Origin of the sequence: [Clostridium] scindens ATCC 35704 (assembly GCF_004295125.1) — a bacterium.
In the GTDB taxonomy this organism is placed as follows: domain Bacteria; phylum Bacillota; class Clostridia; order Lachnospirales; family Lachnospiraceae; genus Clostridium_AP; species Clostridium_AP scindens.
The window spans coordinates 2,194,521-2,220,441 of sequence record NZ_CP036170.1 but is presented as its reverse complement, the minus strand read 5'-3'; the positions used below and the strand labels follow the sequence as shown (position 1 = coordinate 2,220,441).

The following is a 25,921-nucleotide window of genomic DNA, read 5'->3' as shown; positions in this document are numbered from 1 at the left end:
TTTCGGCTCCTGTTATTATATGTTCTGTTATATCATTACTACATTGCTACAGATTAAAGTACTTCACGTACTTTCTCAATATCCTTCTGTACCTGTTTTTGCACCTGCTCAAGATTATCAAATTTCTGAACGCCTCTTACAAACTGACGTACTCCGAGAATAATCTTCTTGCCATAGATATCTCTTGCAAAATCCAGGATAAATGCTTCAATTGTCACATAATCATAGTTGTCAACAGATGGTCTCTTACCAATGTTTGTCATTGCTTTGAAAACCCCATCATCAATCTTGACACTTGTTGCATATACTCCACTCGGTGGTTTTAACTTATCATCCGCAACACCTAAATTTGCTGTCGGCATTCCAACTGTTCTTCCAAGTGCCTTACCATGTTCTACACTTCCAATCATGATATATGGATGTCCGCAAAGTTCTAAAATCTTGTCAAAATCGCTAGCGTCAAACGCTGTTCTTACAGCCTCTGTAGTAATCACAGTTCCATCTTGTGCCTTCGCTGCCTCACATATTACAACTTCTGCGCCACACACTTTGGCTGCCTCTTTTACTTTTGCAACATTTGAATGATTCTCACCCAGTACGATTACTTTTGCACCATATTCTTCTACCAGTACATTTTTTATGAAATCTTCTTCCGCCATTTCCTCATAATCCCGGCATACAAATTCCTGTACGCCTGTTTCCTTGAATAAATATTCTTTTTCTTCTTCAGTTGAGAGAACCTCTCCGACTTTTTTACAACTTACAACTACAGATGTAAGTCCCTTTTCCTTTGCGGTCTCTACCGTCTTTTTCGCTACGTTTATATGTCCTTTATGCATACCATCAAAATATCCGTATGCTACACATGTATCCTGCATTTTCTTTCCCATTACTCTTCTCCTCTTATGTTATATTCTATTTGTTTTTTCCATTTCTTACTTTGTAATAAATCAATCCCACAACATACCATACAATTGTATATGCCCAGATTTTCCAGCCACCGCCGATGATATCAGGAATATAGCACAGAACGATCAATACAAGAGCAACAATTGGAAGTACTTTTCCGCCCGGAGCATGGAACGCACCTTCCGGTAAATCAAATTTCTTTCTTGCTACAAGAAGTGAAACAACATTAATCGTGATTGTCACTGTTGCAAATAATGCTGCAAAGCTTACGATTGTAGATGTTAACTGTGGGAAGCAAGAAATTACTAAACATGGAGCCATAATTAAAATTGTCGCATATACCGGTACGCCAGCTTTGTTGTTCTCTGCCAGTTTTGCAGGCATAAGTCCTTTTTCTGCAGTTGCTTGTACAGCTCTTGAAGTAAGAGAGGTAACAGTAAGCATTGTTGTTAAAAGTGCAAACAAGGCAGCAATAGAAATTACTTTAGATATCCATGGAATAGATGCAAGTTTTGTAAACGCTGCTGCATATAACGGAATAAACTGCATTCCCGGATTTTCCATAAGATATTCTGCTGATACCATACCAACTGTAGCTAAGATAATTCCAACGTATAAAGATACTACAAGAATCAACGCAATAAGGATAGATTTTGGCACATTCTTGTTTGGATTCTTAACTTCAGAAACCATGAATGCCATTGCTACGATAGAGCCATATCCAACCATTGCTGTAGGTACCATCGCAAGAAAACCTGTGCTTCCTGCAGAACCTTGTGTGAAGAACGGTGTTAATGTAGCTCCATCCCATGCTCCTGTTGTAAATGCAACGCCAATGTAAACAGCCATTGCTATTACAAGCCCTAATACTAATAAGTTGTTGACCTTTCCTGCAAGTGAGAATTTTACACTGTTTAAAACAAAAATAAAAAGTATAGAAACAATTGCCAGCGGAACCTGTTTCCCTTCAAATATCGGGAATCCAACGCTTAAATATGTTCCTACATAAATCGCTGCAAATGCAATAGCAACAATATTTGCATTAATATATCCCCATGTAGAAATCCATCCCCACAAACGTCCTTCCTTTTCTGTTTTTCCAAGTGCCTTAGAAGGAAATACGAACACTCCTCCTGATTTCGGAAATCTTGTTGAAAGTTCTGCACAAATCAATCCGTAACATAACATGATTACCGCCGCAATTGCCCATGTAAGAATTGCTGATGGTCCTGCGGCCGTCATTGTTAAGCCTGACAATGAGAAGATTGCACTTCCGACCATACCTCCTGCGATCATTGCCACACAAGTCCAAAGACCTAATGAGCCGCCCTGATTGTTTTCATTGTTTGACATATTGTCCATTAACCGTCCTCCTCTTCGTTACATTTGTAATATATTTATTACTTTTGCATTACTTTTGTCTCATAGTATGCTCTTTTGTAACATATGTCAACAATTTTCAACAATTATTTTCTTTTTTGATAATATTGCACAAATACTCACTTGCTTTTTTATACATAATCGCGATAGGGGACGGGGCACTTTTAAAAATGCCCCGTCCCCTATCGTTGCCTATTGTTATCCACATTTTTCACATTATTCCTTTGCTATCCCTGGATTCTTATATGATATTGAGGGAAGATATTATTATCTGGGAAAATGGATCTGCAAGGAATGTACAGATACCAAGACAACAGACTGCGTTACCATGTACCACATGTGCAGAAACGGCCATGAGGAGCCTGATACGAATCTGTATTTTCAGAAGATACGCGCATTCAGCGATTTTACCCTGGATATTCCTTATAACCCTGCCCAGATTGCAGGCTTCGTAGAAGATATGGAAAAATACTGCCAGTAATGATCCGCTTGCCAAAAAGGATGCAGGGGCATATCCTTCCCCTGCATCCTTTATTTTTTCGAAAAAATATGTTTTATAAATACGTACACGACAATCCCAAAGGCCATCAGGTAGCCAAAGGCTCCCAGCGCAGGAATCCCCCAGATTTTAGGCGACATATCCGTCGTACATATGATGCTGGAACTGATCAGCAGCGCCATTACCCATAGCCCCATCACGATATTGCGGACCAGACGCCTAAGAAGCAAGGCCAGATCATCCGCCGCATGCAGATCCAGATTGATCCTTGTCTGTCCTTTTAAGTAGCCATGCATGATATCCGCCGTCAGCGCCGGAATATCCAAGGCCTTCTTCAATGACCGATAGAGGCTCTTTCCTCCAGCCTTTGCTTCCTTCTTCCAGTCCTTATTCCTTAAGACTTCGCCAGCCATATGAGCGGAAGCAATCTCCACCATATTGATATCCGGCGACAGGCTTGCAAGAACACCTTCCATATGCGTCAGGCCTCTGGCAAGCATCGTCAGGCCATGGGGCATGGCAATCTTATTTTCCTTCATGACGTCCATGAGATCCATCATGACCTCTGCCACGTTAATCTTTCCCATATCAACGTTGCCATACTTAAGAAGTAGGCCGTCAATATCCTTATATAGCCTGTTCTGATCCGGCTTCTCTTTGAATTCTCCCAGTGCGAGCACCGCTTCTTGTATCATCCCGATATCATTTAACGCGATTCCCTGCACCGCATTTCCAATCAGTTCGCGGTCTCGCTCGGTGAGGCGCCCCATCATGCCCATGTCAATCCAGATGATCTTCCCATCCCGTATCTTAACGTTGCCCGAATGAGGATCCGCATGGAAGAACCCATCTTCCATCACCTGCTTGATATAATTGTCTATCAGCTTGCTGCCAATCTCTTTCAAATCATATCCATCATCGATAAGCGCTTCATTTTCATCCAGCCTATATCCTTCAATATACTCCATGACCAGCACGTGGAGCGTAGTATACTCCTGATAGAGCACAGGGGTGCCGATGTAGGCAATTCCTTCATTTCTACGGGCAAACTCTTCCATATTTGCTGCTTCTGTCAGGAAATTCATCTCCTCGCGCGTCACCGCCCACAGTTCGTCCAGAACCATGTCCAGATCCACTACGCCTTTGAGGCTGACCGGCGGCAGAAGCTTTACTGCTTTGTGGAGGAGGCTGATATCCCTTGCCATCGTCTCATAGATTCCCTTTCGCTGAACCTTCACCACCACTTTGCATCCATTGCCCAGTACGGCTTTGTGCACCTGTGCAATAGAGGCTGACCCAAGAGGCGTGTCTTCAATCTCGAGAAATATTTCCTTCCATGGGCAGCCATATGCTCCCTCGATTACTTCCGTCACTTCCTCAAAGGGCATCGGCGTCACTTCAGACTGTAGCCGCATCAATTCATCACAATACCGTTTGGGCAGGATGTCCGAATGCATAGACATAATCTGGCCCAGTTTAATAAAAGTTGGTCCCAGATCTTCCAGTATCATCCGAAGTTTTTCCGGAGTCACCCCTCTGGTTATGCCATGCTTGTGCAGTACAGAGGTCATCTCTCTTAATCGGGCACCGTATTCGCCTGATTCCTTTTTACTCATCCCTTGCTCCGTCAACTTCTTCGTTTAAATCGGCTTTAACTTCTGCCTCTTTTCTTGCAATCTGCTCTTTCAGCCTGGCAAGCATTTCTGGCGTCATCTGGCTTACCAGTTCTTCCAGTTCCTCGGCAGAAGAAAGCTTGACCGATACATTGACATTTTCCTTCACCGTCTTCTTGATGTTATGCTTCAGTTCCTCATTGAGAACCTTTCCTTGCTCTACGGTAAGTTCTCCCTTTTTTACCATCTCATCCAGTAGTTCCCTTGACTTCTCGGCTGTCACGGCCACTGCGCCAATGCCAGCCAGCAGTACCTTCTTTACGCCATCTCCCAGTTTCTCCATGCTGCATTTCCCCTTTCTGTCTTCTGTTAATAAAACCTGTTTGCTTGTTCTCCATTATTCTACACCATTTTATACATATATGCATCCCCGCAAATCAAAGCGCTCCCACAAGTCTCAGGACCTTGGGAAGGAAGATCAGGATTCCCGCCCCTGCTGCCATTATGGACGCGATCAGGACAGCGCCTGCTGCCGTATCCTTAGCCAGTTTCGCCAAAGGCCTGTACTCTTCCGTTACCAGGTCAACCACTGCCTCTATGGCAGTATTGACCATTTCCAGCGCAAGTATCATTCCAAAGAGCACAAGGCAGATGCACCACTCTGTTACGGAAAGTTTCAAGATGATTCCCGCTGCAATGACCAGAACCATGGCCGTACAGTGGATCTTCATGTTCCGCTCCTTTTTAATCCCTGCGATGATTCCTTCGAATGCATAGCGGAAACTTTTATATAATGGATTCTTCTTCTGTTTTTTCATCTTCTCTTTCACTCTCTTTAGTACTTTTTATATCTTCATTGTAAAGACAATAGGCTGGGATGTCAAATTTACATCATTGATAGTTTTTACATGAATATACAATAACGGGGCAAAAGATTTGACTCTCTTGCCCCGTTCCCCGACTTATGCTGTCTGCGCCTCGCTTTCCTGAAGCATGCCTAACACGTCATCTACCGTAAGTTCATTTTCCTGAAGCACCTGGTATAGTTCCGCCAACTCTTCCTCTCGTTTTTTCGACAGGATATTTTCACGCTGTTCTTTGAGATGATTGAGTTTCTCCTGTGCCTTTGCTATCTGTTCTTCCACTGCCTTTAATTGGTCCTCATACGATTTCTTGCATCTTGCCATCCCACAACTCTCCTCTTTGCCATATTATTCGGCCGTACGGAATTACTCTTTCCTTATCGCGGCTATGTAGTATTATTATATAGACAAGCATGGAAGATTATTACTCTTTTTCAATATTTATGTAGGAAAAACCGCAACATCTATTAAAACATCGGCTTAATAATTGTCTATAATCTTACTAATAAGGAAGGTTGCATGGATGAACAAAGTAGAAAACATTATATCAGTCATCAATTATATAGAAGAACTTTTGAGCGAGAAATTGACCTTATCCTCTATCGCCAAATCGGTGGGATATTCAAAATACCATCTGCACCGGATATTCTCCGATGCCGTGGGACCGGTGAAAATGGCGTCGCGCCTGTAATCAGTTTTAACTATGGCGCCCGATGCCGCCTGCGGCTAAAGAATCTCTATAGGATCTGCCTGAGATTCATCGCCGCCAGTTCCGCCGGCATATTCCTTGCTTCACTGCTCTTTGGCCCGCGGCTGGTGGCGCTTTTCGCCGGTTCAGAAACTATAGTATATGACATTGCCGTGCCCGGATTTTTACTTTTTTCCTTTAGTTTCCTGTTCTCTGGCATGAATTACCTGCTCATCCTTCCCGCGCTCAACGGAGTAAACGGCGTATGGCCGGCGGTACCCGTTGCCAAACTGCTTACCTTCGGAGTGTCTGCGTACTTTCTTTATTCCTGCCGAGCAAAGTATTCTTTAGGAGGATAGCATCCCCCAATATTTGTCCCATCTTCCGGCTCTTACCCGCTATGACCACATCCAGGAAATCATTTCTAATATTCGGTAAGACGGAAGGATAAATTCACATCTTTTCTGCCATTTATCTTTCATTGTTATAATTCAGTTTTTTTACTCATTTGCGGCTTAATTACTAAAAGGACAATTACAAGACCAACTGCTGAAACAATAGCTGCCACCCAGAATACCGCATTGACACCATTTTGAATATAACTTGTATTCGTCGGATCTGCTGTTGTGTTCATATTATAAGCGACTGCAAATACCGCTGCAGCAATCGTACCCGCAAGTGAATTTACAAAGTTTACAAGGGACGTGCCTACCCCCATATCCTTTGGATTCAGAGTCGCCTGTGCCGCTGGAGTGATAGATACAGACCGAAAACTTTCTGCAATACCTGTAATAGCAAGTGCCACAAAGTAGATCATAATAGAGGTACCTGGTCTGGTGAATGCCATTAGCACCATAGGGATGCTGACAAGCCCAGTCCCTATAATCATAGCCTTCCATGAGTTGCCTGCCTTCTTTCCAACCCATGCGCCAGCTATCGTTGGAAGAATGATTGTCACAATCGTACGCGGCATCTGAAGTGCTCCTGCTACACTTGTAGAGGTTCCTATAACCTGCATCGCTCCAATAGGCGCATATACGTTCATTGCATTCTGATAGAAATAACAGATAAATCCAACGATCAATAATACTGAATAATTCCTGTTTTTAAACAAATTCAATGGAATCAAAGGCTCATCCGCTCTTCCTTCAATCTTAACCAGTACAACGAGCGAGATAATCCCAATCACGAATCCTGCAATAATAGCCGGGCTTGTCCATCCTACAGAAGAGCCAAAGTTTAATGCAAGAAGAATGCTGCAAAGTGTCACAATCAACGCAATAATACCAGGAACATCAATGCTAACCTTGCCTTCACGTTTTTGATTCGGCATATTGAGGCCAATAAGTACAATGCCAATAATTAACGGAATTTCCGGCATCAGAATCGCCACGGTTAGAAGCCCCATATCCGTCAGAATTCCTGCAATGATACTTCCCCCGAAACCGCCGACTGCAATTGCCGTTGCCAGCATCCCCATTGCCTTCGGAACATCTTTTCTCTCATTAATCAGTCCGACTATAATATATGGAGCCGCCGTAAATCCCCCCTGTGCAAGACTGACGATCAAGAGTAGAATCATCAATGGAATCAAAGATCGTACAAATGCGAAAGCAGCACCAGCCACTGCACAGATAATACCGGGAATTACTACAATATTTCTGCGGCCAATCAAGTCACCAAGTTTTCCACCGATAGGAGTCATAATAGAGATTCCAAGTGCAATGAAGATAGAGAACAATCCTACATAGCCCATAGCATTAATGCTCTCCAGAATCGGTGATATCAGCGTTGAAAATACCAAACCATACATAGCAACAGAAAGCATCATACAGATGCAGCCTATCTGAACCATTTTTTTCTTTTCCTTTGGCAGTGGGATCGCCACAACTGATTGTGATTGTTCGATAGTCATAATAATATTCTCCTTAGAATTTTTCTTACTCTCCATGTTCTTTTTACTCGACTACTTATTATTCTTTAGCCATTGTGTTGCACAGTGAGCCAGGCATGCTGCACCTATTGGGCATACATCTTCGTTAAATTGTGTTTTTGGGTGATGCGCCGGATACTCTCCACGCTCATCCAGATATCCGGCAGACAGATACATGAATGTACTTGGAACCCTTTCGGCAATGACTGCAAAATCCTCAGATGCACTTGCAGAAATCCCCGGATAACCTTTTAATCCTGGAATTTTAAGTTCTTTCATATAACCGATAACCTCATCCGTCAACTTTGGATCACAGATCAGAGGAGGTACCTCGGAGATCATCTCAATCTCAGCCCGTCCGCCATATACTGCAGTTGTTTTCTCTGTCACTTCCTTCATTCTGCGGACAAGCAACTCCCTTGCCTCTACTTTGTTTGTACGGATTGTTCCTTGAAGAACTGCAGTCTGCGGAATAATATTTGCAGCAGTTCCTGCCTGAAACTGCCCGACAGTAAGCACACAGGAATGGGTTGGATCACATTCTCTTGCAATCAATTCCTGAAGTGCCAGATGAACATGTACGCCAATATTAATCGGATCAATACCGGACTGTGGATATGCACCGTGTGAGCCCTTTCCGGTAACCGTAATCTTAAACCCATCCACAGAATACATCATTGTATCCTTATCGTTGAACATGTATAGGCCTACCGGCATCTTTCCGGGCGATACATGGTATGCAAGCGCAGCATCTACCGGTGGATTCTCAAGAATTCCTTCCTTGATCATGTTCTTACTTCCCTGGAATGTTTCTTCTGCCGGTTGAAACATAAACTTTACAGTACCTTCCAGGGCATCTTCATTCTCTTTAAGCATCTTAGCCGCGGTCAAAAGCATAGCTGCATGAAAATCATGACCACATGCATGGGCTTCTGTACCGGTAGGACACGCAAAGGATTCTCCACTTTCTTCCGGCATTGGAAGCGCATCCATATCCGCACGAAGCAGGATAACCTTCCCACCTTTTCCAAGTGTAGCTGTAACTCCATAACCACAATCCTTCGGCCCCAGACCGTACTCTTTGAGTTTCTCCATGACAAATGCTTTTGTTCTGGGCAGATCTAACCCTGTTTCCGCATTCTTATGAATGTATCTACGATTCATAATTGTCTCTTCTTTCAATTCCATTGCCTTTTCATAATAATTCATCCGTTACCCTCCTTGTTGTATTTGTTTCTACTCCATCATCTCAATCTTCCATTTTAAAAATATTTTTGGCATACTTTAGACTATTTATGGAATATTTATGGAATATTTATCTTGTTAACAATATAACAGTGTCTGCTGTTTTAGTCAAGTTTTTCTATAAAATATCTTATTATTCTCACACTATTCTTTGAAAAGGTTCAACTCTTGTTTCTTTCGGAATAACTTCACTTTCTTATGTCTTCGAAGTTTACTCAAAAATTCAATTCGTATATATTAATAGGGCGGCCTTTCGAAATAGAAGATTGTGTGTATACAAGAGTGGCTATGCCGCCGGTTTTGAGATTTTTCAAAATACGGTTTGCATTTCGGATTGAAACGCCTAAGCGTTCGGCAAGTTCCTGAGTAGTCAATCTGGTATTTCCATTCATTTTTGTAATAGTGATCAGTTTTTGAATCGTAAGAGTAGAAAGCTTACATTGTTTTGCTATCTTAGAGATTTCAGGAGAAATCTGTCCGTTTATCTCCAGACAGCAATCCGTGTTTAAAGGGCCTATTACTTTTTGATCTTTGTCTATGATAAAACTGGAACCGGAAAGTTGCGATTGTTTTAATGCAGCACTCGCATGAAGTTTGGCTGCGGCAATATTTCTGCCAATTCCATAACCAATTGAGACGGACATATGATAGTTCTTTCTTAAAATTTGACTTAAGTGGCACTGCGTCTGATCACTGGTTAATAAGTCTACGATTGATGCACTTGTAAACATATGAATATTCTCATGTTCTTCTTTGAAAATAACATCCAGAGCAAAATCATTCTTAATGTTAACAAGAGCATCCATCAAGGAATAACAAGACTGAGAATCATCGATGCATTTCAGCGAAATAACAGAAGGAAAATTTTCATATAAATTATGAAGTTCCGATTGTGCCAGAATGTATTTTGCCATATCTTCTAACTGTTCTTTGTTGGGAAACGGATAGCTGCAAGGGATTCCGTGCGATTCTAAGGCCGGAATGATCGAACTGTAGAGACAGATGGCCCCGTCAATTTCCTTCCGATCCCAAAGATCAATAATCTGTTTACTTATTTTTTCCTCAATTGCTGTCAGATCAGACAAAGAACTTCTTTCAACCCATTCCTCAAGAGTACTACGGACAAATGGAAGATTCAGGCCATTTATGAAAAAATCCATGCTCGCATTGTCGTGAGTTAAAAGAAGAAAATCCAGAATAATACGTTTGGAATCTGGATGTTGGGCGTTTATAAGATATTTCAGCATCAGACGATATAGACATACATTGTCAGCCTGAAAATGTGCAATTGGTTTTTTACAGTCGGGGATTGCCTTCAGGATTGCCGCATGTGCCATCTGTCCACTGACAATAAATCCCAGTGCAGAGTCTTTGTAGTGGTTATAGATGTTTGCAAGGTTTTTAAAGTTATCATATTTAACTATTTCCACTTCGCAGTCCAGATTAATTTCTTTATAAGCTTCTGATACAAAGGTATATAAATAATCACTGGTAATAACAACAATTCTTTTTTCCATATTCGTCACCTCTCCTGACTAATTTTACAGAATCAAGGAACATAATGCAAGCCTGCTATATTCCAACGGCGCTTATGATATAAAGAAAGACTGATATGCGATGAATATAATTATACCACCGCATATCAGTCTATATACGCCGACTATTGAAATCGTTATCTGTTAAAATTAGGCTTCTTTTTTCTTTGTCATCTGCGGTCTTATTACGAAGATAACAACCACAAAACCAATTGTCAATATGATTGATGCAAGCCGAAATACCGCATTTACACCATTCTGTATGTTTTCTACGTTTGTAGGATCAGCTGCAGTATTAATGTTGTAAGCAACACCGCAAACTGCCGGGCAGATTGTTCCTGCAAGTGAGTTGACAAAGTTTACAAGGGATGTACCTACACCCATATCCCGTGGCAGAAGAGTAGCCTGCGCAGATGGTGTAATTGATACAGAACGGAAACTCTCTGCAATACCTGTAACGCCAAGAGCTACAAGATAAACAATAATGGATGTGTTTGGTGTTGTGAATCCCATAACAGCCATTGGAATTGCAACAAGTGATGTTGCAAGAGCCATAGCTTTCCACGCATTTCCAGATTTTTTACCAACCCATGCACCAACGATTGTTGGCAGAAGGATTGTAACAATTGTTCGTGGCATCTGAAGAGTTCCTGCAAGAGTTGTGGAAACCTTCATTACTCGCAGTGCACCGATCGGCGCATAAACATTCATTGCATTCAGATAGAAGTAGCATATAAATCCAACAATAAGTAATACCGTGTAGTTTCTGTTTTTGAACAGACGTAATGGAATAAGTGGTTCTTCTGCTTTGCTTTCAATTTTAATAAGGACTGCAAGAGCGATTATGCCGATTACAAATCCTGTAAGGATTATAGGGTTTGTCCATCCCATTGTCGTTCCAAAGTTCAGGGCAAGGAGGATACCGCAAAGGGTGATCACGAGTGCAATGATACCTGGTACATCGATCTTAACTTTACCTTCACGCTTCACATTCGGCATGTTCATTCCAATTAATACTACACCAAGAAGAAGAGGGAGCGACGGCATCATGATCGCAATCTTAAGGAATCCCATATCTGTTAAGATACCTGCGATGATACTTCCGCCGAATCCCCCGACAGCAATTGCTGTTGCAAGCATACCCATTGCTTTTGGTACGTCTTTTCTCTCGTTGATCAGGCCTACGAGAATGTATGGAGCGGCCGTGAAAGCTCCCTGAGCAAGTCCGATAAGAAGACGTAGAATCATAAGAGGTACCAATGAACGCACGAATGCGAATGTGATACCACATGCTGCACAAATAATTCCAGGAATCACAACGATATTTCTTCTGCCGATTAAGTCACCAAGTTTTCCACCAATTGGAGTCATAATCGCGACTCCAAGACCTGCGAAAATTGAGAATAATGATACATATCCTAAAGCATTAACACTTTCAAGTATTGGTGATATAAGTGTTGAAAATACAAGACCATACATAGAAACTGAAAGCATCATACAAATACAACCGATCTGAACGGCATTTTTCTTTCCCTTTGGCAAAGGAATTGCCACTTGAGGCTGAGCCTGCTGCGTCTGCTGATTTGACATAATTTATCTCCTTTTATTCTCTTCTTTTGATTATTTATTGTTCTTTAACCATTCCGTAGCACAATGTACAAGACGGCTTGTTCCGATTGGGCAAACATCTTCGTTGAATCTTACCTTCGGGGTATGAGCCGGGGACCTCCCTCTTTCGTCCGGATATCCGGCTGAAAGGTACATAGAAGAATCGCACACAAAACTGTCATATTGTTTCCAACTTCAAGCTTGACGATGTCTTTTCTGATGTGTTCGGCAAAAAGTCCTTTCTGAAACCGGAGGTGATATGTCTGTTTTTCCTTCATCAAAACACCTCGTTTCATGGGCAGGATGTTATCCCCGGAATAATAAAAGCAACCGCAAAGCCACATCAACTAGGATTTCCCGCAAATGCTTTAATAGCAAGCTGATTAGATGTTGTGTCTATATTTAATTTTTTGAAGCCACCTCCTGATGGCTTGTTTGCTACGCAATCTACTCTTTCTCTATCCGCTACCTCTCTGTTTCAAACTTTTCCCTCCTTGTCTTTTAAGATGAAAAATCCCTGTTTTATTCCAAAAACATTTAAAGAATATTAAGAGAATATTTTTAATCATTTATGGAACATCTAAGGAATACCTTGTTCTAATTTTAACATTCTCTCATGTTTTTGACAATATTTTTTGGCATATATTCCAAAAATATGCCATAATTATTTTTTTATCATCCTGAGGATGAGGAGCCGGAACGGTGGGGATCAATATCTTCTCGGATTGGTGTAGTATAAAAAAAGCTGACAGTTTATTCTCAAGGATTTCATAATAAAATCAAGAGAATAAGGAACCACTCAAAGTGGCACGTAAATATGACCATGAATACAAAGTGCAGGCAGTAAAACTGGCAAAAGAAATCGGTGGCGCTGAAGCCGCTAAAGAATTAGGAATCCCGGAGGGAACCATACATGGCTAAAAGCAGACAGAGCCGGTAAACTGGACATCGGGCAAGATTCCCATACTCCTGCCAGCGCAATGAGCCTGACAGAAGAGATTACCATGCTACTTTTTTCGCAGCCAGCCATCGGAAGTCATCATATTTTAGCAACAACTGATTAGAAAAAATCCTCCGGCAGCGGAGCCTCCTTCAGTACCATCCGTCCGCTGGCCGCCTTTAAATCCCCATAAACGTCTTTATATTGAGGAAAGTAAATAGCAAGCCATCTGGCGATTCGGTTCTTGATTCTCGTAAGCTCCTCCTGCGTCGGAAGCGAAGGTTCGATAAGCTCCTAATCTCCGCATAAATACCGGTTGGTACGTAAGGATAAGAAAAGCGCCCTTCATTAACCAGTGCAGCAATTGTTTTTGGATCCTTACGCTCATTCTTATTGGAGTTGTTGTCGTCCAGTTCTTTTGACTTCTTGACATGGTGTGGATTCACATGTACAGGCTTCATCCCACTATCCTTCAGGAATTTCCCCAGCGCAAACCAGTAATGTCCGCTTGGCCCCATTCCGGGGATTACAGCGGTTTTTCTTTGTTTTTCTGCTATGTCATCTACCCATGCTTTGAATGTGATGAAACCAGCCTCAGTGTTGCTGAATTCCAGTGGCTTCTTCGTATACTCATAATTCCGCCAGTCAAATGCACTGGCATAATGGGTTTCGCTGCCAACATCTGGTTAATTTTCTCCTTCATGGTTTCCGTTGCTTCTTCATTAAAGTGATAGCAAACAACATAAACCGTCTGACCGATTTTCTTTGTAAAGGTATTTCCTTCCATTTTTGTATTCATTATTTTCTCCATAATCATCTAAATCCTTTCATTTGTATGCCCGACAGAAAAAGGATTGCTTTTGTCTCCGCCTTAAGTTTACCGCTTAAAGAAAGAGGACTTACATGGACGTATTATTAAAATCAGACGTACAGAGGATAAATACCGAGACGAAAATAGTAAATGGGTTGTGGCTGTAAAAGAACACGCTAAAACAGACGCTGGTAATCGAGATTTAATCATATCCTCTACTGCACCGGATACGTTAAATCAAATACTGGAACTGTATACAACAGGAACGTATTTATTTGAGCATAACGGAAAACGTATCAGAGGAAATACTTTTAATAAAAGACTGTCCAGAATATGTAATTAGTTGCATATCCCAAAGACCTACGGAAAAACATTGATAGACAGTGATGTAGACGAGGGATTCATTACAGAACAAATGGGACACAGTGATATCAGTACAACAAAAAAATTATATTATTTCATCAACAAAACAACGAAAAATAAGGAAAAACAGATTGACAATGCCATCTCATTTTAGGGATAATTTCTGTTTGACTACATTGGAATTATCCAGAAAATGAAAAACGCCAGATGCCTTGAAAATCAAGGTTTCTGACGCTTCGGTCAACAGGGGATGAGAGAATCGAACTCCCGCCAAAGGTTTTGGAGACCCCTATCATACCACTTGACCAATCCCCTATATGTAGTTAAAAAAAACTTACTAATAAACAGGCAAAAACGACTACTAGACATTTATATCATAAGTGGCCGTTTTTGTCAACCATATGCCCAACTTTTGATGAAATAAATAAATTGTCAGTTGACATGAAAAAGACTGCTCCTAAGAAGATATAACTTTAGACTTGTTTTCTCAATCTACAACTGGATTTTCTTTTTGGCAAGATTATATATTCCCAATCTGTTCCCGGATGGCAAGGATCTTCCGTACTGTGGAAGTCCCTGATAGCGATCCATGCAGAGCCTCCGCATACCGTTGGACCTCCCTTTGCTTCTCTGTATACCGTTTCCGCTGCGATACCAAGTCGATTACTTTTTCCCTTCCATAGTTCCGGATAAAACATCTCAGCCTGCACATCCTGTCTGAGCCCGTCTCACTTCATCCCATCGGTCATGAGCTCATCCTCTCTGAAAAAACACTGCTCACATGCCCTTCTGCGTTGCACCCTCACACAATGGAATGTATCATTACAAATTTAAATGAAAAGGATTTCCCTATGGAAGAAATCAAAAAACTGTGTAGATTACGGTGGGGAATTGAACGTTCCTTCCGGGAGTTAAAATAAACAATAGGATTAACGAACTTTCACGCAAAAAAGGTGGATTTTATCCTGCAGGAAATATTTGCCCGCTTAATCATTTATATATTTACCAGATTAATTTCACTGTGACCGTTTTGATATGTTGGGAATATTTCAGAAGCAGAATACCTCCACCAGGTCCACACATGTTTTTGCGATATCTTCCAGCATCAGCTTAGACTGATTTTTACACATATGCAGAATTCCATTACAGCTATTATAAGTTTGTTCCTCATGCTGTGGGGCAAGTAATACGGCATCAAATGAGTTTTGCATATATGGTCCAATGCTTGAAGCCCAGCGACGATAGTATAGTGGCTCAGTTGCTTGATAATAATGGGAGAAAGTAATATAATGTTCCTTAGATAAATTTTGACATTATATAGAGTTAAAAAACACAAAATAGAGTTATTTAATTATCTTTTCAACACATATTCGGATTGTTAAACAGTTTGAGTCGAAATGATTATTGATAAAAGGTATCATTAAAATAGAAATAGTTTTTGACATAGACTGAGTTTAAAGAAGTGTTGTAGTTTTAGAAGGGCTGGCTCCAGCTAAGAGGTACCAGCTTAGATAGTAACAGATTTGAATAGCCAAGCTATGAGCGAAAATAATGTTTATAGAATCTGAATTGTAAAAAGCTCAAAACAAGAAAAATGAAAGGAGTGTGGTGTTTTGCTTTTATAAACACCATATAAGAGGAAATGAAAAAAGTTATTTTTCGATATGTTTGTATTATTCTGTCATTTGTAGCAGGTATCATGGTTGTTTTCCCATGGCTGAAATTAAATCATACAGACTATTCGATTATTCACTTTTATACAGACGCTCTTGTTAGAGGAAGGCTGAATGAATTAGCAGGTACAGATGGAACAGCGTATTTACTGACTGTATTTTTAGCATTTCCGGTAATGGGGGGAATTTGTTCTGTTATAAAAGGGATACTGCTTATTTGCAAAAAACCGATTCGTATTATAACAGGATTCGTTTTGACTAGCACATTGGTCTATGTAACTTCTTTCTTTGCATTTGTCGGATATATTCCTAAGCCGGCTGCTATTATCTATGCAGCTGCTATTTTGATTGAATTTTTGATTGAACGCTACTTAGCGGACGTAGATCGATATACCAGTGAGTGGGAAGAGCAAAAAAAGCGAGAGCGATTAGAAAAAGCGGAACGCAAAAGACGGCTCTATTTCCCTGGAAAGTACGACCGAATGCTGTGGAAGATCATAAAGAACGAGATACTTCATCAAAAAAAAGCAATTATTTTTATGTTGTGTGGTAATGTGATCCTGTTAGGATCCGCATTTTCGCTTTATGCATTAAAAACGCAATTCCAGCATTATTACAGTGCGGAAACTCTTCTTCCCATGCAGGGGCTGAATGGTATTTTAACAGGCGCTTTAATGGTAATAGGGGCTTTATATATTTTTTTGGAAGCCATTGCTTTTTATAATTATTCCAATAGTCATCAGACAAGAAACGTCTTGTTATGGACCTTGGGGATACGGGAAGAACTGAGTCGAAAAATTTGGTGGTACGAACATGGGCTAATCATTTTAATTTCAATCATACCGGGATTCCTCCTTGGAACGGGCATGTACACAGGTATGGAATCTTATATGAAAAGATTGATGAATCTTTCCATAGATAAATTTGCAGGGGTAAAAATATATTTTATTTCCGCTGTATTGTACATTATTCTCTCATTTGTCATCATTCGTGTATTTGCAGATATGCTTCAGGAAAATATGTCGCTCAAACAGCAGTGTCCGAAAAGAAAGTCTTTCTTAACTAAGCGAAATCTGCTGTTTTTGATGTTTTTTTCGTTCATATATCTGGCATATTTTTTATTTCGCTATTCGGAGCGGAGAAACGGGGAAGACATCAGTTACATATTATTTGGAGTTGTGATTGGAGGAATTATTTTACTTTGTTCTGCCAGAATACTGGTAAATCTATTCCGGCAGAATCAGAGGGATACTATAAAAAAAGTGCTGGATAAAATTCCAATACAGAGAGGCGCCGCTAAAGAACTGGGACTGCAGGCTGCAATCTTTTTATTCCATTTTGTTTTTTTGTGCGTTCTTGTCGTGCCACTGGCAGGAAATTTGTCGGCACCCGACCCTGAAGCATTATTCCCGTACGATTATGTTTGCATGGCCTATCCAGAGGATGCCAACAGGTTTGAAGAAATAAAGAATCAAGGAATAGCGGAGGTACACTCCTATCCTATGGTCAGGGTGACGTCGGTTCAAGGGGAAAAGACAGATTGGATCGATGCGGCGAATAATTATTACCAGAAAGTAATTTGGCCGCAAGGACAGCACATAGGCATATCCTATCGTACATATAAAAGTTTATGTCAGAATTTAGGAGTGGCGCCCCAAAAATTAAATTTAAATGATAAGGAGGTCTATATTGTTTATCAGGAAGATTATTCTATAAATGCACATCCTATAGACTGGTATATGAATCGAAAAACCCCGTATTTAAGAATCGGACAGCCGGTTAGATTTTATAACTATATGTCTAGGGAAAAGGTGTATCCGCCGCGCATGATTGCAGGAGAAGAACGAACGATTTTAACTGGGGTGTTCCAAAGCGGAGAACAAGAGAATCTTGTCGTGTTTTCAGATGGATATTTCCAAAGTCTGACTGGCACCGAGGGACCGACGAGGTTATACTTATTGAAGGAAAATGCAAAATACCATAAGAGACTTCAGACAGAACTTCAAAAATTTGTTGAAAAGCATATGGAGGATTCTTCCTGGGATCAGTTGATTCTACCCTGCTATAGCAAGAACGATAAAATGTGGGATGTAAAGATGGAAAGAATTTTAAAGGAAAGTGCGTTAATTTTAGAGATCATCTTAACATTATTATGTACTGTTATTTTGTACTTTATGAAAAATGAGTTTGAAAAGGACGAAAGAAGGATCAGGTTCGATATGTTATTCTGTCTGGGAATGCACCAGAAGCAGGCGAAAATTATAAGTAATCGAGAGTTATACTATTTTGCTGGTGTTCCGTTGCTTTTATCGCTCTTGCTTTCAATCATAACGATAGGGATAACATTCCATGTCAGAATGGTTTCGATATCAGAAGCGTTGTATTTTGGAACATATATATTCGGATTATGGATTATTTATATTTTCATTCAAATACTGCTGGTACTCAATATATCAAAGAAGCGGATAAAGGAATTACTTTCCCATACATGGAGGGATAAGGCATGAAGCAGGAACTAAAGAATATTAAAAAAACATATAAAATGTCAGGTAGGGCGGACGAATATGTAGAGGTATTAAAGGAAATCAATCTGACAATCAATCAGGGTGATTTTGTCTCTGTCATTGGCAGATCTGGATGTGGAAAAACAACTCTGCTGAAAATCATGGGATTATTGACAACTCCGTCGGAGGGCGAGATCATCATCAACGGAGTGCAGGTAAAAGAATTATGGAAGGATGAACTGGCGGATTTAAGAAGAAAAAAGATGGGTTTTGTTTTTCAAGATTATTTTCTGTTGGATCAGCTTACAGCCCTGGATAATATAATTTTACCTGGATTATTGGATAAAATGAATGGCGATGCGGCACAAAACAGAGCTTTGGAGCTGGCAGATTATCTGGAAATAAATGAGAAGCTTTTGAAAAAATATCCAAGAGAATTATCCGGAGGAGAAAAACAGAGAATGGCTATTGCGAGAGCTTTATTTAATGATCCGGAATTTATTTTGGCAGATGAGCCGACAGGGAATCTCGATGATCAATCGAAAAGAAATGTAGAAGGAATCTTTAAAAAAATGCATGATACCATGAATAAATCAATACTATTGGTTACGCATGACATAGATTTTGCAAAATTAAGCGAAACATGTTATCGAATTAAAAATGGCTTACTAATACTTGATTAGCTAGTAATGCCTGTAAAATCTATAATAAGATTTAGTATATATTCATTTTTTATCGAGGTAACCAGAAAGTAATAAAATAACGATTATTTGAGGGGTATGAGGCTCTGGTGCGTATTCCGCTTGAGCGGAACAGCCTGCACGCTTCAGCGGGAAGGCTGTCCGCTCCAAACGGGATGTTTAAGACATGCATCAGCATAGGTATAGTCTGCAAACAGCACATCATTTAATTTGCCGGACAACACTCCATTCTCACCTGCCTTAAAACCAAGAGTTCTATTTTTCAAATATCAAATCAATTCTTCTAAAACTACCATGTGCGTCTATTAAAGTTGGCATAAATCCAACATAAGAATATCCCTCTTTCACATATTTACTGATGATTTCTTTTGGTTTAGAAATGCAATGGAATAATCCACCTTTTGCTTCAAATTTCACTTCCACATACTTATATTCTTTCATATTGTCAATACTACCTTTCAATTATCCAAATTTTTTCTTGATTTCCAGTAATTCTTCTTTTGCTTCAACCCAGTTTTCTACATATCCGCATTCACAGCAAACATAACGTATTACAGGAATTTTTCCAAACAAAGTATGGGTGCTTGTGTATATATTATTTCCGCTGGCATGACGACTAGAATTATCAGGAATACGGACTACATCTGTTGCCCCACATTTAGGGCATTGCCAAGTATTTTTCAATTTTATTCCCCTTTCATATCAGTAACTACTTTTTTCTGTTACGTTTGATGAAAACCCAATATACAAATACGATTAAAGCAATTATGCATAAAATTTTTTCCATAATATCGCCCCTTTATATATCTTTCTTATTTTCTTCCTTTTTCTTTTTACGCTCTTTATATATCTTGTTTCTTAAAGGAATACCGCCACATAATAGTAGTACAACAGCTAATATTGTTAAATCCATAAGCTCCCCCTTTAAAATTCCTTTTTGTTCATAATCGAAAGACTAATTTTCATAGAAATTAGTAACAGTACCAAGGCAACTATGACCGCAATGACAACCAACATCCCCATACTTACAGTTGGTAAAGTGTCCAATAAATGAACTAAATCAATATTGAAAATGGCTTTTGCTCCTTTTACGATAACAAGAGCGATTAATGCTAAAGCTCCAAATGCTCCAATCATAGCTATTCTTCCCTTGTCACCACCAAATTTAAGTTGAAAAGGAATCATGATTGCTTGAATAACAATCATAATAGGCAGAATTATCAATGAAGCCAGCATTAAATCTGTAATAGGTAATGTTCCTTTAAATACCGTTGCTATCACACCCAAAACAGTTGCTAAAATCCATGCCACGCACCCAAATAGCAAACCAAGGGAATATTTTTCAATTACATAATCGTTACGGGTGATAGGCAATGTGAATAGAAACGCATTACCATTATCAAAATCATCATAACTTATTGTACTTAATGTAAACAGTGATACAACAAAACTCAAAAAACCTAACGGGAATACTACATCATCAGTAAATGCCATCATTCCAATTACAATCACTAAAATGAGCAAAAAGAAGTTTCTCTGCAACATCATCAATTTAAAATCTTTTACTAATAATCCTTTCATTGTTCGCTCCCCCTTATCATCATAGTAATGACTTCGTCTATTGTGCCTTTTTCAATCGCGATTTTAGGATAATTCTCCATATAATACTGTTTCTGGTTTGTCAAACAACTATATCCATATGCTTCCTTTCTGGAACGTAAGATAAACTGTTTATCCAACTTGTCATACTGTTTTGCGTCCACTTTTAACAAAGCATAATCACTAAGAAGTACGTCCGTATCTTCATGCAGAATGATTTTACCATCATGTATCATATAGATATTGTCGCACAGCGACTCTAAATCACTGGAAATATGAGAACTAATCAAAATAGAGCGTTCTTCATCTTTTTCCATAAATTCTCTCAACATTTCAAGCAATTCATCCCTTGCAATTACATCTAAACCAGATGTCGGTTCATCTAGTATTAGCAGTTTTGCGTTGTGTGAAATGGCAACTAGCACTTTTAGTTTTGCTTTCATTCCAGTGGAGAAATCTTTTATCTGCTTATCAAGAGGTAATTGAAATTTCTGTACCTGTTCAATAAAGAAAGACTTATCGAATTTTGTATACATATTCTGCAATACAGGGATAATATCTTTTATTTTCAGATAACCGCTAAAACCAGAGTCAGACAATACAACGCCCAATTCTTCTTTATCTTTTGCCGTAAAATCTTTTATATCTTTTCCAAGTATTGCAATGTTTCCACCGTCAGTTGAAATCAATCCCAATATTGCTTTAAATGTCGTGCTTTTTCCTGCTCCATTTTGTCCGATTAGACCAGTCACGCAGCCAGACAAAAGTTCTAATGAACAATCAAGAGAAAAATTAGTATAATGCTTTTTTAAATGTTCGATTTTTAACATATATCACCCCTCCAATATTAACTCAAATAAACTTTTTATATCTTCATCACAAATACCGCAACGTCTGCCTTTTTGAATAGCCTGCTCTAAATCCGCTTCCAGCTCCTTTTTTTGTTCTTCCAGAAGAAGTTCTGTATTTGTAGCCGCTACATATGTTCCTTTACCATGTACTGTTACAGTAAAGCCCTCGCTTTCCAAATTATCGTATGCTTTCTTAACTGTTAAAGCACTTATTTTTAATTCTTTAGCCAAGGCACGGACAGATGGAAGATTGTCATTTTCCTTTAATTCCCCATTGCGTATGAGCATTTTAATCTGGTCTACAATCTGCTCATAGATAGGAACCATTAAGGAAGTATTGATTATAATTTTCATTCTTTATATCCTTCCTCCTTTTTCTCAAAACAGTATATAACAGTTTTAAACTGTTGTCAAGTGTTCTATAGTGTTTATATAGAGTTTTTTGAGAGAAAAGAAAAACGTGCAAATCTATATAGAAATACACGTTAAAAATAATACTATATTGTTAAATAGATATACGAATGTTCTTTCAAAATCACAAGCAGATTAACATGGATTATTCTTAATATCCTTTCATGCTTCTTTCTATTCTTTATGCCTCTATCTCCTGCATCGTTTTTCTGAGTTCCTCTCCCGGATCCTGCGTTTGCCATTCTGTATGGTAATTTAAGCAGGCACAGACATAATCCACCTGATTTTTCAGTATACGCTTTCTATAGTGTACATGTCCCATCACTGCGCATGACACACCATTTCTTTCATACATCTCTCCCAATTCTCTGCTGCCCAGAAATGCATTAAAATAGTCCCAGTTCACTCGTTCCAAAGGTACTTTCAACTCTGGAAGCGCTATCATGTGCGTAACGGAGATCGTCCTTTTTCCTTTGTGTTCTTTTATGATCTCTTCCAGTTCTTCACACATTGCTTTTGCAAGTTGTCTGTCATCACGATTCCACCGGACCCAAATACTATCCTGCCATACACGACCATTGCGGCTTTTTTTCTGGAAATCTTCTATTGAATAAGCTTCATCTCCAAATGAATAATCATACCATCCAATATTTCCCAGCAGAATACTGTTTCCAACCTGTACTGATTTTCCACACAGGCACTCCTCATATTTTTTATATTCTTCATATATTTGCCATGAGTCCATATACTCCTGTTCCTGGTCCCACATGTCATGATTGCCGGGTACGAACCAGAATGGTACCGGAAGCCTTTTTTTCATTTGTTCCAGGTGTCGAAGCGTGCTCTTTGGACCATTGGAAATATCTCCTGCCAGGAGCAATCCTTCCAGCTTTCTTCTTTCTGCTTCTTTTGCCAATAATTCTACTACTGGATATTGTTCGTTAACATCTAAATGAATATCTGAAATTACACCTAATTTCATGTCTGTTTTACACCTTTGCTACATTGTGACAGCACACAACATGCCCTTCCTTTACTTTTCTTGGAGCTGGATATTCTTTTCTGCACCGTTCCTGTGCCTCTTTGCATCTGGTATGAAATGGACATCCTTCGGGAACATTTGCAGGGCTTGGAACTTCACCTTCCAGTACAATTCTTTCTTTTCGTACTCCTTCTACTTCCGGAATTGCAGAAAGCAGTGCTTTTGTATACGGATGCGCCGGATGACTACATACTTCCTGTGCATCTCCCAGTTCTACCAGATGCCCCAGATACATCACCCCAATCTCATCACTCATATACTGTACTACATTCAAATCATGGGAAATGAACAAATAGGTCAATCCCTTCTCTTTTTGCAGTTTCTGTAAAAGGTTCAGGATCTGTGCCTGTACAGATACATCCAGAGCGGAAACCGATTCATCTGCTATTACAAATTCCGGATCCAGGATCAAAGCTGCAGCAATACTGACTCTTTGTCTTTGTCCTCCGCTTAATTCCCCGGGGTAACGCTGCCCATAACTTTCATCCAGGCCAACAATTTTCAATATTTCCTGTACCTTTTGTTTCCTTTCCTTTTTTCCTAATTTGGTACAACTTTTCAATGGCTCTTCCAAAGTCCATTCAATCGTTCTTTTGGGATTTAAGGAAGAATATGGATCCTGAAATACCATCTGGATTTTTTTTCTTACAGCGGCTCTTTCCATACGGTTCATTTCACGGAGTGGTTTGTCCTGATATAAAATCTCTCCCTGTGTTGCCGAAACGATTTCAGAAAGCATTTGTCCCGTTGTAGATTTCCCACATCCGGATTCTCCTACCAGACCAAAAGTACTTCCTTTTCTGATGGACAAATTTAATTTCTCCACAGCCCGTACTTTTTTATTCTTCTCAAAAATTTTCTTTGCCTTTACAGGATAATATTTACAAAGATCTCTTGCTTCGATCAGCACTTCTACATTACTCACTTCTTCCATCTCCTTCGTAGAAACATCTTACCTTTCTGCCCTGTATTTCCTTCATATCCGGACAGGTAATATGGCAGACCTCCTGTGCTCGTTCGCATCTTTTCACAAAAGGACATCTGTTCTCTTCCCTTTTTTCCAAAGGCTCCACATACCCTGGAATACTGTACAGTTCCTCCCCTTTATTCTTCGCTCCCGCAATAGAAGAAAGAAGCCCCCTCGTATAAGGATGTCCGGGTGTTTTTAAAACTTCCTCCGTTTTGCCCTGCTCTACAATCCTTCCGGCATACATGACAACAATCTGATCACAGACAGTTCGAATCACACCCAGATCATGGGAGATAAACAGAACTGTACATCCATATTCCACATTCATTTTTTTCAACAGTTCCAGAATTTGTGCCTGAATTGTCACATCCAATGCTGTTGTTGGCTCATCCGCAATAATCAACCGAGGACGATTGATCAATGCCATAGCGATCACAATTCTCTGCTTCATTCCTCCTGATAACTGATGTGGAAATTCATGATACAAACTCTCCACACGGGACAATCCTACCGTTCGCATCATATCCAGCGTAATTTCCCTGGTCTGTATGGCTGATACAGCTTTATGATGAAGCCGATAGCATTCTTCGATCTGTTTTCCTACCGGAATTAACGGGTTTAATGCACTCATTGGCTCCTGAAAAATCATTGCAACTTCTCCGCCTCTGACTGAGCATAGTTCTGCTTCACTCAAAGATAACAGGTCTTTCCCTTCCATTTGGATTTCCCCTTCGGAAACACATGCACCAGATGGAAGAAGTCCCATAATGGCCAGAGAAGTCATACTTTTTCCACATCCGGATTCTCCTACCAGCCCGATGATTTCTCCCGGTTTCGCTGTAAAACTTATCTGGTTCAATACTTTACAATCCTTCCCTCCAGTACGAATTTCTACAGATAGATTTTTTACAGCCAGTCTTATATGCTCTTTGCACTCCGTCATCTCTTTTCTTTCCTTTCTTAGTTCCCCTGTCTTTCCGTAAGATCACGCAGTCCATCCCCAAGCAGATTAAAGCCCAATACCATAATAGTAATCATGATTCCGGGAACAACTGCTAAGAAGGGGTTTGTTATTAAATATGCCTGTGCTTCATATAGCATCTTTCCCCAACTCGCTGTAGGCGGCTGAATCCCAAGTCCTAGGTAACTAAGTCCTGCTTCTGATAATACTGCTCCGGAGAATCCCAATGTTGCAGTAACAATTAACGATGATGAAATATTAGGAAGAATATGTAGTACCATTATTCTGAAGCGCGATGCCCCTCTTGATCTTGCCGCTTTGATATATTCCAACTGTTTGATCTGCATAAATCCACTTCTCGTAACTCTACAAAATTTTGGAATAGACATAATTCCCAGAGCTATAGCAGTATTCAATGCACCACTTCCAAATACCGTAATCAGAACTAATGCCAGAATTACTCCTGGAAATGCCATCTTCGTATCCATTAAACGCATTACAATTTCATCAATCCATCCTCCAAAATATCCGGAAACAGAACCCAGTAAGAGTCCGGCACTCAATCCAATCGTGACCGCTCCTATTCCAACAAAAAATGCAGTCTGTGATCCTGTCATCAAGCGACTCAAAATATCTCTCCCAAAATTATCTGTTCCGAGCAGGTGTTTTGCTGATGGAACTGCAAATGCATTGGCAGTATCCATTGCATCTGGAGGATATGGTGTATAAAACAGGCTGATAAACATCATCACAAATAAAAACACCACAATTCCCAGGCCGATACAAAAATTTTTATTTCTTATGTATTTTCTTTTCATATTT

26 protein-coding genes, 1 tRNA gene and 2 pseudogenes are annotated in these 25,921 nt (G+C 39.9%); 7 read left to right on the top strand and 22 right to left on the bottom strand.

Translation table 11 applies throughout. The features are described 5' to 3' along the window. Nucleotides 1-53 precede the first annotated feature (53 nt). Nucleotides 54-890 (bottom strand): riboflavin kinase, encoded by an 837-nt coding sequence (locus HDCHBGLK_RS11430; protein WP_004607047.1) that lies wholly within the window; start codon nucleotides 888-890, stop codon nucleotides 54-56. Nucleotides 891-915: 25 nt separating this feature from the next. Further along, complete coding sequence (locus HDCHBGLK_RS11425) at nucleotides 916-2,271, bottom strand: APC family permease (RefSeq protein WP_004607048.1); 1,356 nt, start codon at nucleotides 2,269-2,271, stop codon at nucleotides 916-918. A gap of 346 nt (nucleotides 2,272-2,617) precedes the next feature. On the opposite strand from HDCHBGLK_RS11425, the gene HDCHBGLK_RS19425 reads away from it, so the two are divergent. Further along, nucleotides 2,618-2,770: a hypothetical protein gene (locus tag HDCHBGLK_RS19425; RefSeq protein WP_233440663.1), complete on the top strand. Its 153-nt coding sequence runs from the start codon at nucleotides 2,618-2,620 to the stop codon at nucleotides 2,768-2,770. A gap of 50 nt (nucleotides 2,771-2,820) precedes the next feature. Here the strand turns inward: HDCHBGLK_RS19425 and HDCHBGLK_RS11415 are convergent, their stop codons facing one another. The 4 genes from HDCHBGLK_RS11415 to HDCHBGLK_RS11400 form a co-directional block, all read right to left on the bottom strand. Next, entirely contained in the window at nucleotides 2,821-4,404 is a 1,584-nt protein-coding gene (locus tag HDCHBGLK_RS11415) for an ABC1 kinase family protein (RefSeq protein ID WP_004607050.1), read from the bottom strand. Continuing rightward, nucleotides 4,397-4,744, bottom strand: a complete 348-nt coding sequence (locus HDCHBGLK_RS11410) for a phasin family protein (protein WP_004607051.1) — start codon at nucleotides 4,742-4,744, stop codon at nucleotides 4,397-4,399. The genes HDCHBGLK_RS11415 and HDCHBGLK_RS11410 overlap by 8 nt, the downstream gene beginning before the upstream one ends. Before the next feature lie 94 nt (nucleotides 4,745-4,838). Continuing rightward, on the bottom strand, nucleotides 4,839-5,219 hold the full coding sequence (locus tag HDCHBGLK_RS11405; RefSeq protein WP_039909707.1) for a diacylglycerol kinase family protein: 381 nt from the start codon (nucleotides 5,217-5,219) through the stop codon (nucleotides 4,839-4,841). A gap of 144 nt (nucleotides 5,220-5,363) precedes the next feature. Beyond that, the gene (locus HDCHBGLK_RS11400; protein WP_004607053.1) at nucleotides 5,364-5,588 is read right to left on the bottom strand and encodes a hypothetical protein; all 225 of its coding nucleotides are present in this window, start codon (nucleotides 5,586-5,588) and stop codon (nucleotides 5,364-5,366) included. Nucleotides 5,589-5,787: 199 nt separating this feature from the next. Here HDCHBGLK_RS11400 and HDCHBGLK_RS19420 point away from each other — a divergent pair, with 199 nt between their 5' ends. Next, nucleotides 5,788-5,955: a hypothetical protein gene (locus tag HDCHBGLK_RS19420; RefSeq protein ID WP_330362638.1), complete on the top strand. Its 168-nt coding sequence runs from the start codon at nucleotides 5,788-5,790 to the stop codon at nucleotides 5,953-5,955. After that, on the top strand, nucleotides 5,883-6,311 hold the full coding sequence (locus HDCHBGLK_RS20035) for an MATE family efflux transporter (RefSeq protein ID WP_334295441.1): 429 nt from the start codon (nucleotides 5,883-5,885) through the stop codon (nucleotides 6,309-6,311). The genes HDCHBGLK_RS19420 and HDCHBGLK_RS20035 overlap by 73 nt, the downstream gene beginning before the upstream one ends. A gap of 125 nt (nucleotides 6,312-6,436) precedes the next feature. Here the strand turns inward: HDCHBGLK_RS20035 and HDCHBGLK_RS11390 are convergent, their stop codons facing one another. The 4 genes from HDCHBGLK_RS11390 to HDCHBGLK_RS11375 all read right to left on the bottom strand — a co-directional run bounded on the left by HDCHBGLK_RS11390 (nucleotide 6,437) and on the right by HDCHBGLK_RS11375 (nucleotide 12,255). Next, entirely contained in the window at nucleotides 6,437-7,867 is a 1,431-nt protein-coding gene (locus HDCHBGLK_RS11390; protein ID WP_009248131.1) for an MFS transporter, read from the bottom strand. Nucleotides 7,868-7,918: 51 nt separating this feature from the next. After that, nucleotides 7,919-9,094, bottom strand: a complete 1,176-nt coding sequence (locus tag HDCHBGLK_RS11385) for a M20 family metallopeptidase (protein WP_004607056.1) — start codon at nucleotides 9,092-9,094, stop codon at nucleotides 7,919-7,921. 251 nt (nucleotides 9,095-9,345) lie between these two features. Next, the gene (locus HDCHBGLK_RS11380) at nucleotides 9,346-10,647 is read right to left on the bottom strand and encodes a winged helix-turn-helix transcriptional regulator (RefSeq protein ID WP_004607057.1); all 1,302 of its coding nucleotides are present in this window, start codon (nucleotides 10,645-10,647) and stop codon (nucleotides 9,346-9,348) included. Nucleotides 10,648-10,815: 168 nt separating this feature from the next. Continuing rightward, nucleotides 10,816-12,255 carry an MFS transporter gene (locus HDCHBGLK_RS11375; protein ID WP_004607058.1) on the bottom strand — a complete coding sequence of 480 codons (1,440 nt, stop codon included), beginning with the start codon at nucleotides 12,253-12,255 and terminating at the stop codon, nucleotides 10,816-10,818. 277 nt (nucleotides 12,256-12,532) lie between these two features. On the opposite strand from HDCHBGLK_RS11375, the gene HDCHBGLK_RS20030 reads away from it, so the two are divergent. Next, complete coding sequence (locus tag HDCHBGLK_RS20030) at nucleotides 12,533-12,679, top strand: transposase (RefSeq protein WP_270284029.1); 147 nt, start codon at nucleotides 12,533-12,535, stop codon at nucleotides 12,677-12,679. Nucleotides 12,680-13,342: 663 nt separating this feature from the next. Here HDCHBGLK_RS20030 and HDCHBGLK_RS11360 read toward each other — a convergent pair. From HDCHBGLK_RS11360 to HDCHBGLK_RS11345, 3 genes and pseudogenes are all read right to left on the bottom strand, one after another. Next, nucleotides 13,343-13,896 (bottom strand): annotated as a pseudogene (locus tag HDCHBGLK_RS11360) (IS110 family transposase); the annotation flags it as partial. Between the two features lie 35 nt (nucleotides 13,897-13,931). Then, a pseudogene (locus HDCHBGLK_RS20025) lies at nucleotides 13,932-14,000 on the bottom strand (transposon-encoded TnpW family protein); the annotation flags it as partial. A 631-nt stretch (nucleotides 14,001-14,631) separates the two neighbouring features. Then, nucleotides 14,632-14,702 (bottom strand) — tRNA-Trp (locus tag HDCHBGLK_RS11345). A 374-nt stretch (nucleotides 14,703-15,076) separates the two neighbouring features. On the opposite strand from HDCHBGLK_RS11345, the gene HDCHBGLK_RS20020 reads away from it, so the two are divergent. The 3 genes from HDCHBGLK_RS20020 to HDCHBGLK_RS11330 all read left to right on the top strand — a co-directional run bounded on the left by HDCHBGLK_RS20020 (nucleotide 15,077) and on the right by HDCHBGLK_RS11330 (nucleotide 19,247). Next, on the top strand, nucleotides 15,077-15,307 hold the full coding sequence (locus HDCHBGLK_RS20020; protein WP_334295440.1) for a transposase: 231 nt from the start codon (nucleotides 15,077-15,079) through the stop codon (nucleotides 15,305-15,307). A 722-nt stretch (nucleotides 15,308-16,029) separates the two neighbouring features. After that, on the top strand, nucleotides 16,030-18,567 hold the full coding sequence (locus HDCHBGLK_RS11335; RefSeq protein WP_004607065.1) for a hypothetical protein: 2,538 nt from the start codon (nucleotides 16,030-16,032) through the stop codon (nucleotides 18,565-18,567). Beyond that, nucleotides 18,564-19,247: an ABC transporter ATP-binding protein gene (locus HDCHBGLK_RS11330; RefSeq protein ID WP_004607066.1), complete on the top strand. Its 684-nt coding sequence runs from the start codon at nucleotides 18,564-18,566 to the stop codon at nucleotides 19,245-19,247. The genes HDCHBGLK_RS11335 and HDCHBGLK_RS11330 overlap by 4 nt, the downstream gene beginning before the upstream one ends. Nucleotides 19,248-19,520: 273 nt before the next feature. Here HDCHBGLK_RS11330 and HDCHBGLK_RS11325 read toward each other — a convergent pair whose 3' ends face one another. The 9 genes from HDCHBGLK_RS11325 to HDCHBGLK_RS11285 form a co-directional block, all read right to left on the bottom strand. Beyond that, entirely contained in the window at nucleotides 19,521-19,706 is a 186-nt protein-coding gene (locus HDCHBGLK_RS11325) for a DUF4177 domain-containing protein (protein ID WP_004607068.1), read from the bottom strand. A gap of 21 nt (nucleotides 19,707-19,727) precedes the next feature. Beyond that, nucleotides 19,728-19,949, bottom strand: coding sequence for a zinc ribbon domain-containing protein (locus tag HDCHBGLK_RS11320; RefSeq protein ID WP_082210538.1), 222 nt, complete (start codon nucleotides 19,947-19,949; stop codon nucleotides 19,728-19,730). Nucleotides 19,950-20,189: 240 nt separating this feature from the next. After that, nucleotides 20,190-20,846: an ABC-2 transporter permease gene (locus HDCHBGLK_RS11315; protein ID WP_004607069.1), complete on the bottom strand. Its 657-nt coding sequence runs from the start codon at nucleotides 20,844-20,846 to the stop codon at nucleotides 20,190-20,192. After that, entirely contained in the window at nucleotides 20,843-21,694 is an 852-nt protein-coding gene (locus HDCHBGLK_RS11310; RefSeq protein ID WP_004607070.1) for an ATP-binding cassette domain-containing protein, read from the bottom strand. Before HDCHBGLK_RS11310 ends, HDCHBGLK_RS11315 begins: the two co-directional genes overlap by 4 nt. 3 nt (nucleotides 21,695-21,697) lie before the next feature. Continuing rightward, nucleotides 21,698-22,069 (bottom strand): GntR family transcriptional regulator, encoded by a 372-nt coding sequence (locus HDCHBGLK_RS11305; RefSeq protein ID WP_004607071.1) that lies wholly within the window; start codon nucleotides 22,067-22,069, stop codon nucleotides 21,698-21,700. Between the two features lie 238 nt (nucleotides 22,070-22,307). Continuing rightward, nucleotides 22,308-23,108 (bottom strand): metallophosphoesterase, encoded by an 801-nt coding sequence (locus HDCHBGLK_RS11300; protein ID WP_004607072.1) that lies wholly within the window; start codon nucleotides 23,106-23,108, stop codon nucleotides 22,308-22,310. 7 nt (nucleotides 23,109-23,115) lie between these two features. Continuing rightward, nucleotides 23,116-24,102: an ABC transporter ATP-binding protein gene (locus tag HDCHBGLK_RS11295; RefSeq protein WP_004607073.1), complete on the bottom strand. Its 987-nt coding sequence runs from the start codon at nucleotides 24,100-24,102 to the stop codon at nucleotides 23,116-23,118. After that, nucleotides 24,086-25,081, bottom strand: a complete 996-nt coding sequence (locus tag HDCHBGLK_RS11290; RefSeq protein ID WP_004607074.1) for an ABC transporter ATP-binding protein — start codon at nucleotides 25,079-25,081, stop codon at nucleotides 24,086-24,088. The genes HDCHBGLK_RS11295 and HDCHBGLK_RS11290 overlap by 17 nt, the downstream gene beginning before the upstream one ends. 17 nt (nucleotides 25,082-25,098) lie before the next feature. Then, nucleotides 25,099-25,917, bottom strand: coding sequence for an ABC transporter permease (locus HDCHBGLK_RS11285; RefSeq protein ID WP_004607075.1), 819 nt, complete (start codon nucleotides 25,915-25,917; stop codon nucleotides 25,099-25,101). Nucleotides 25,918-25,921 lie beyond the last annotated feature (4 nt).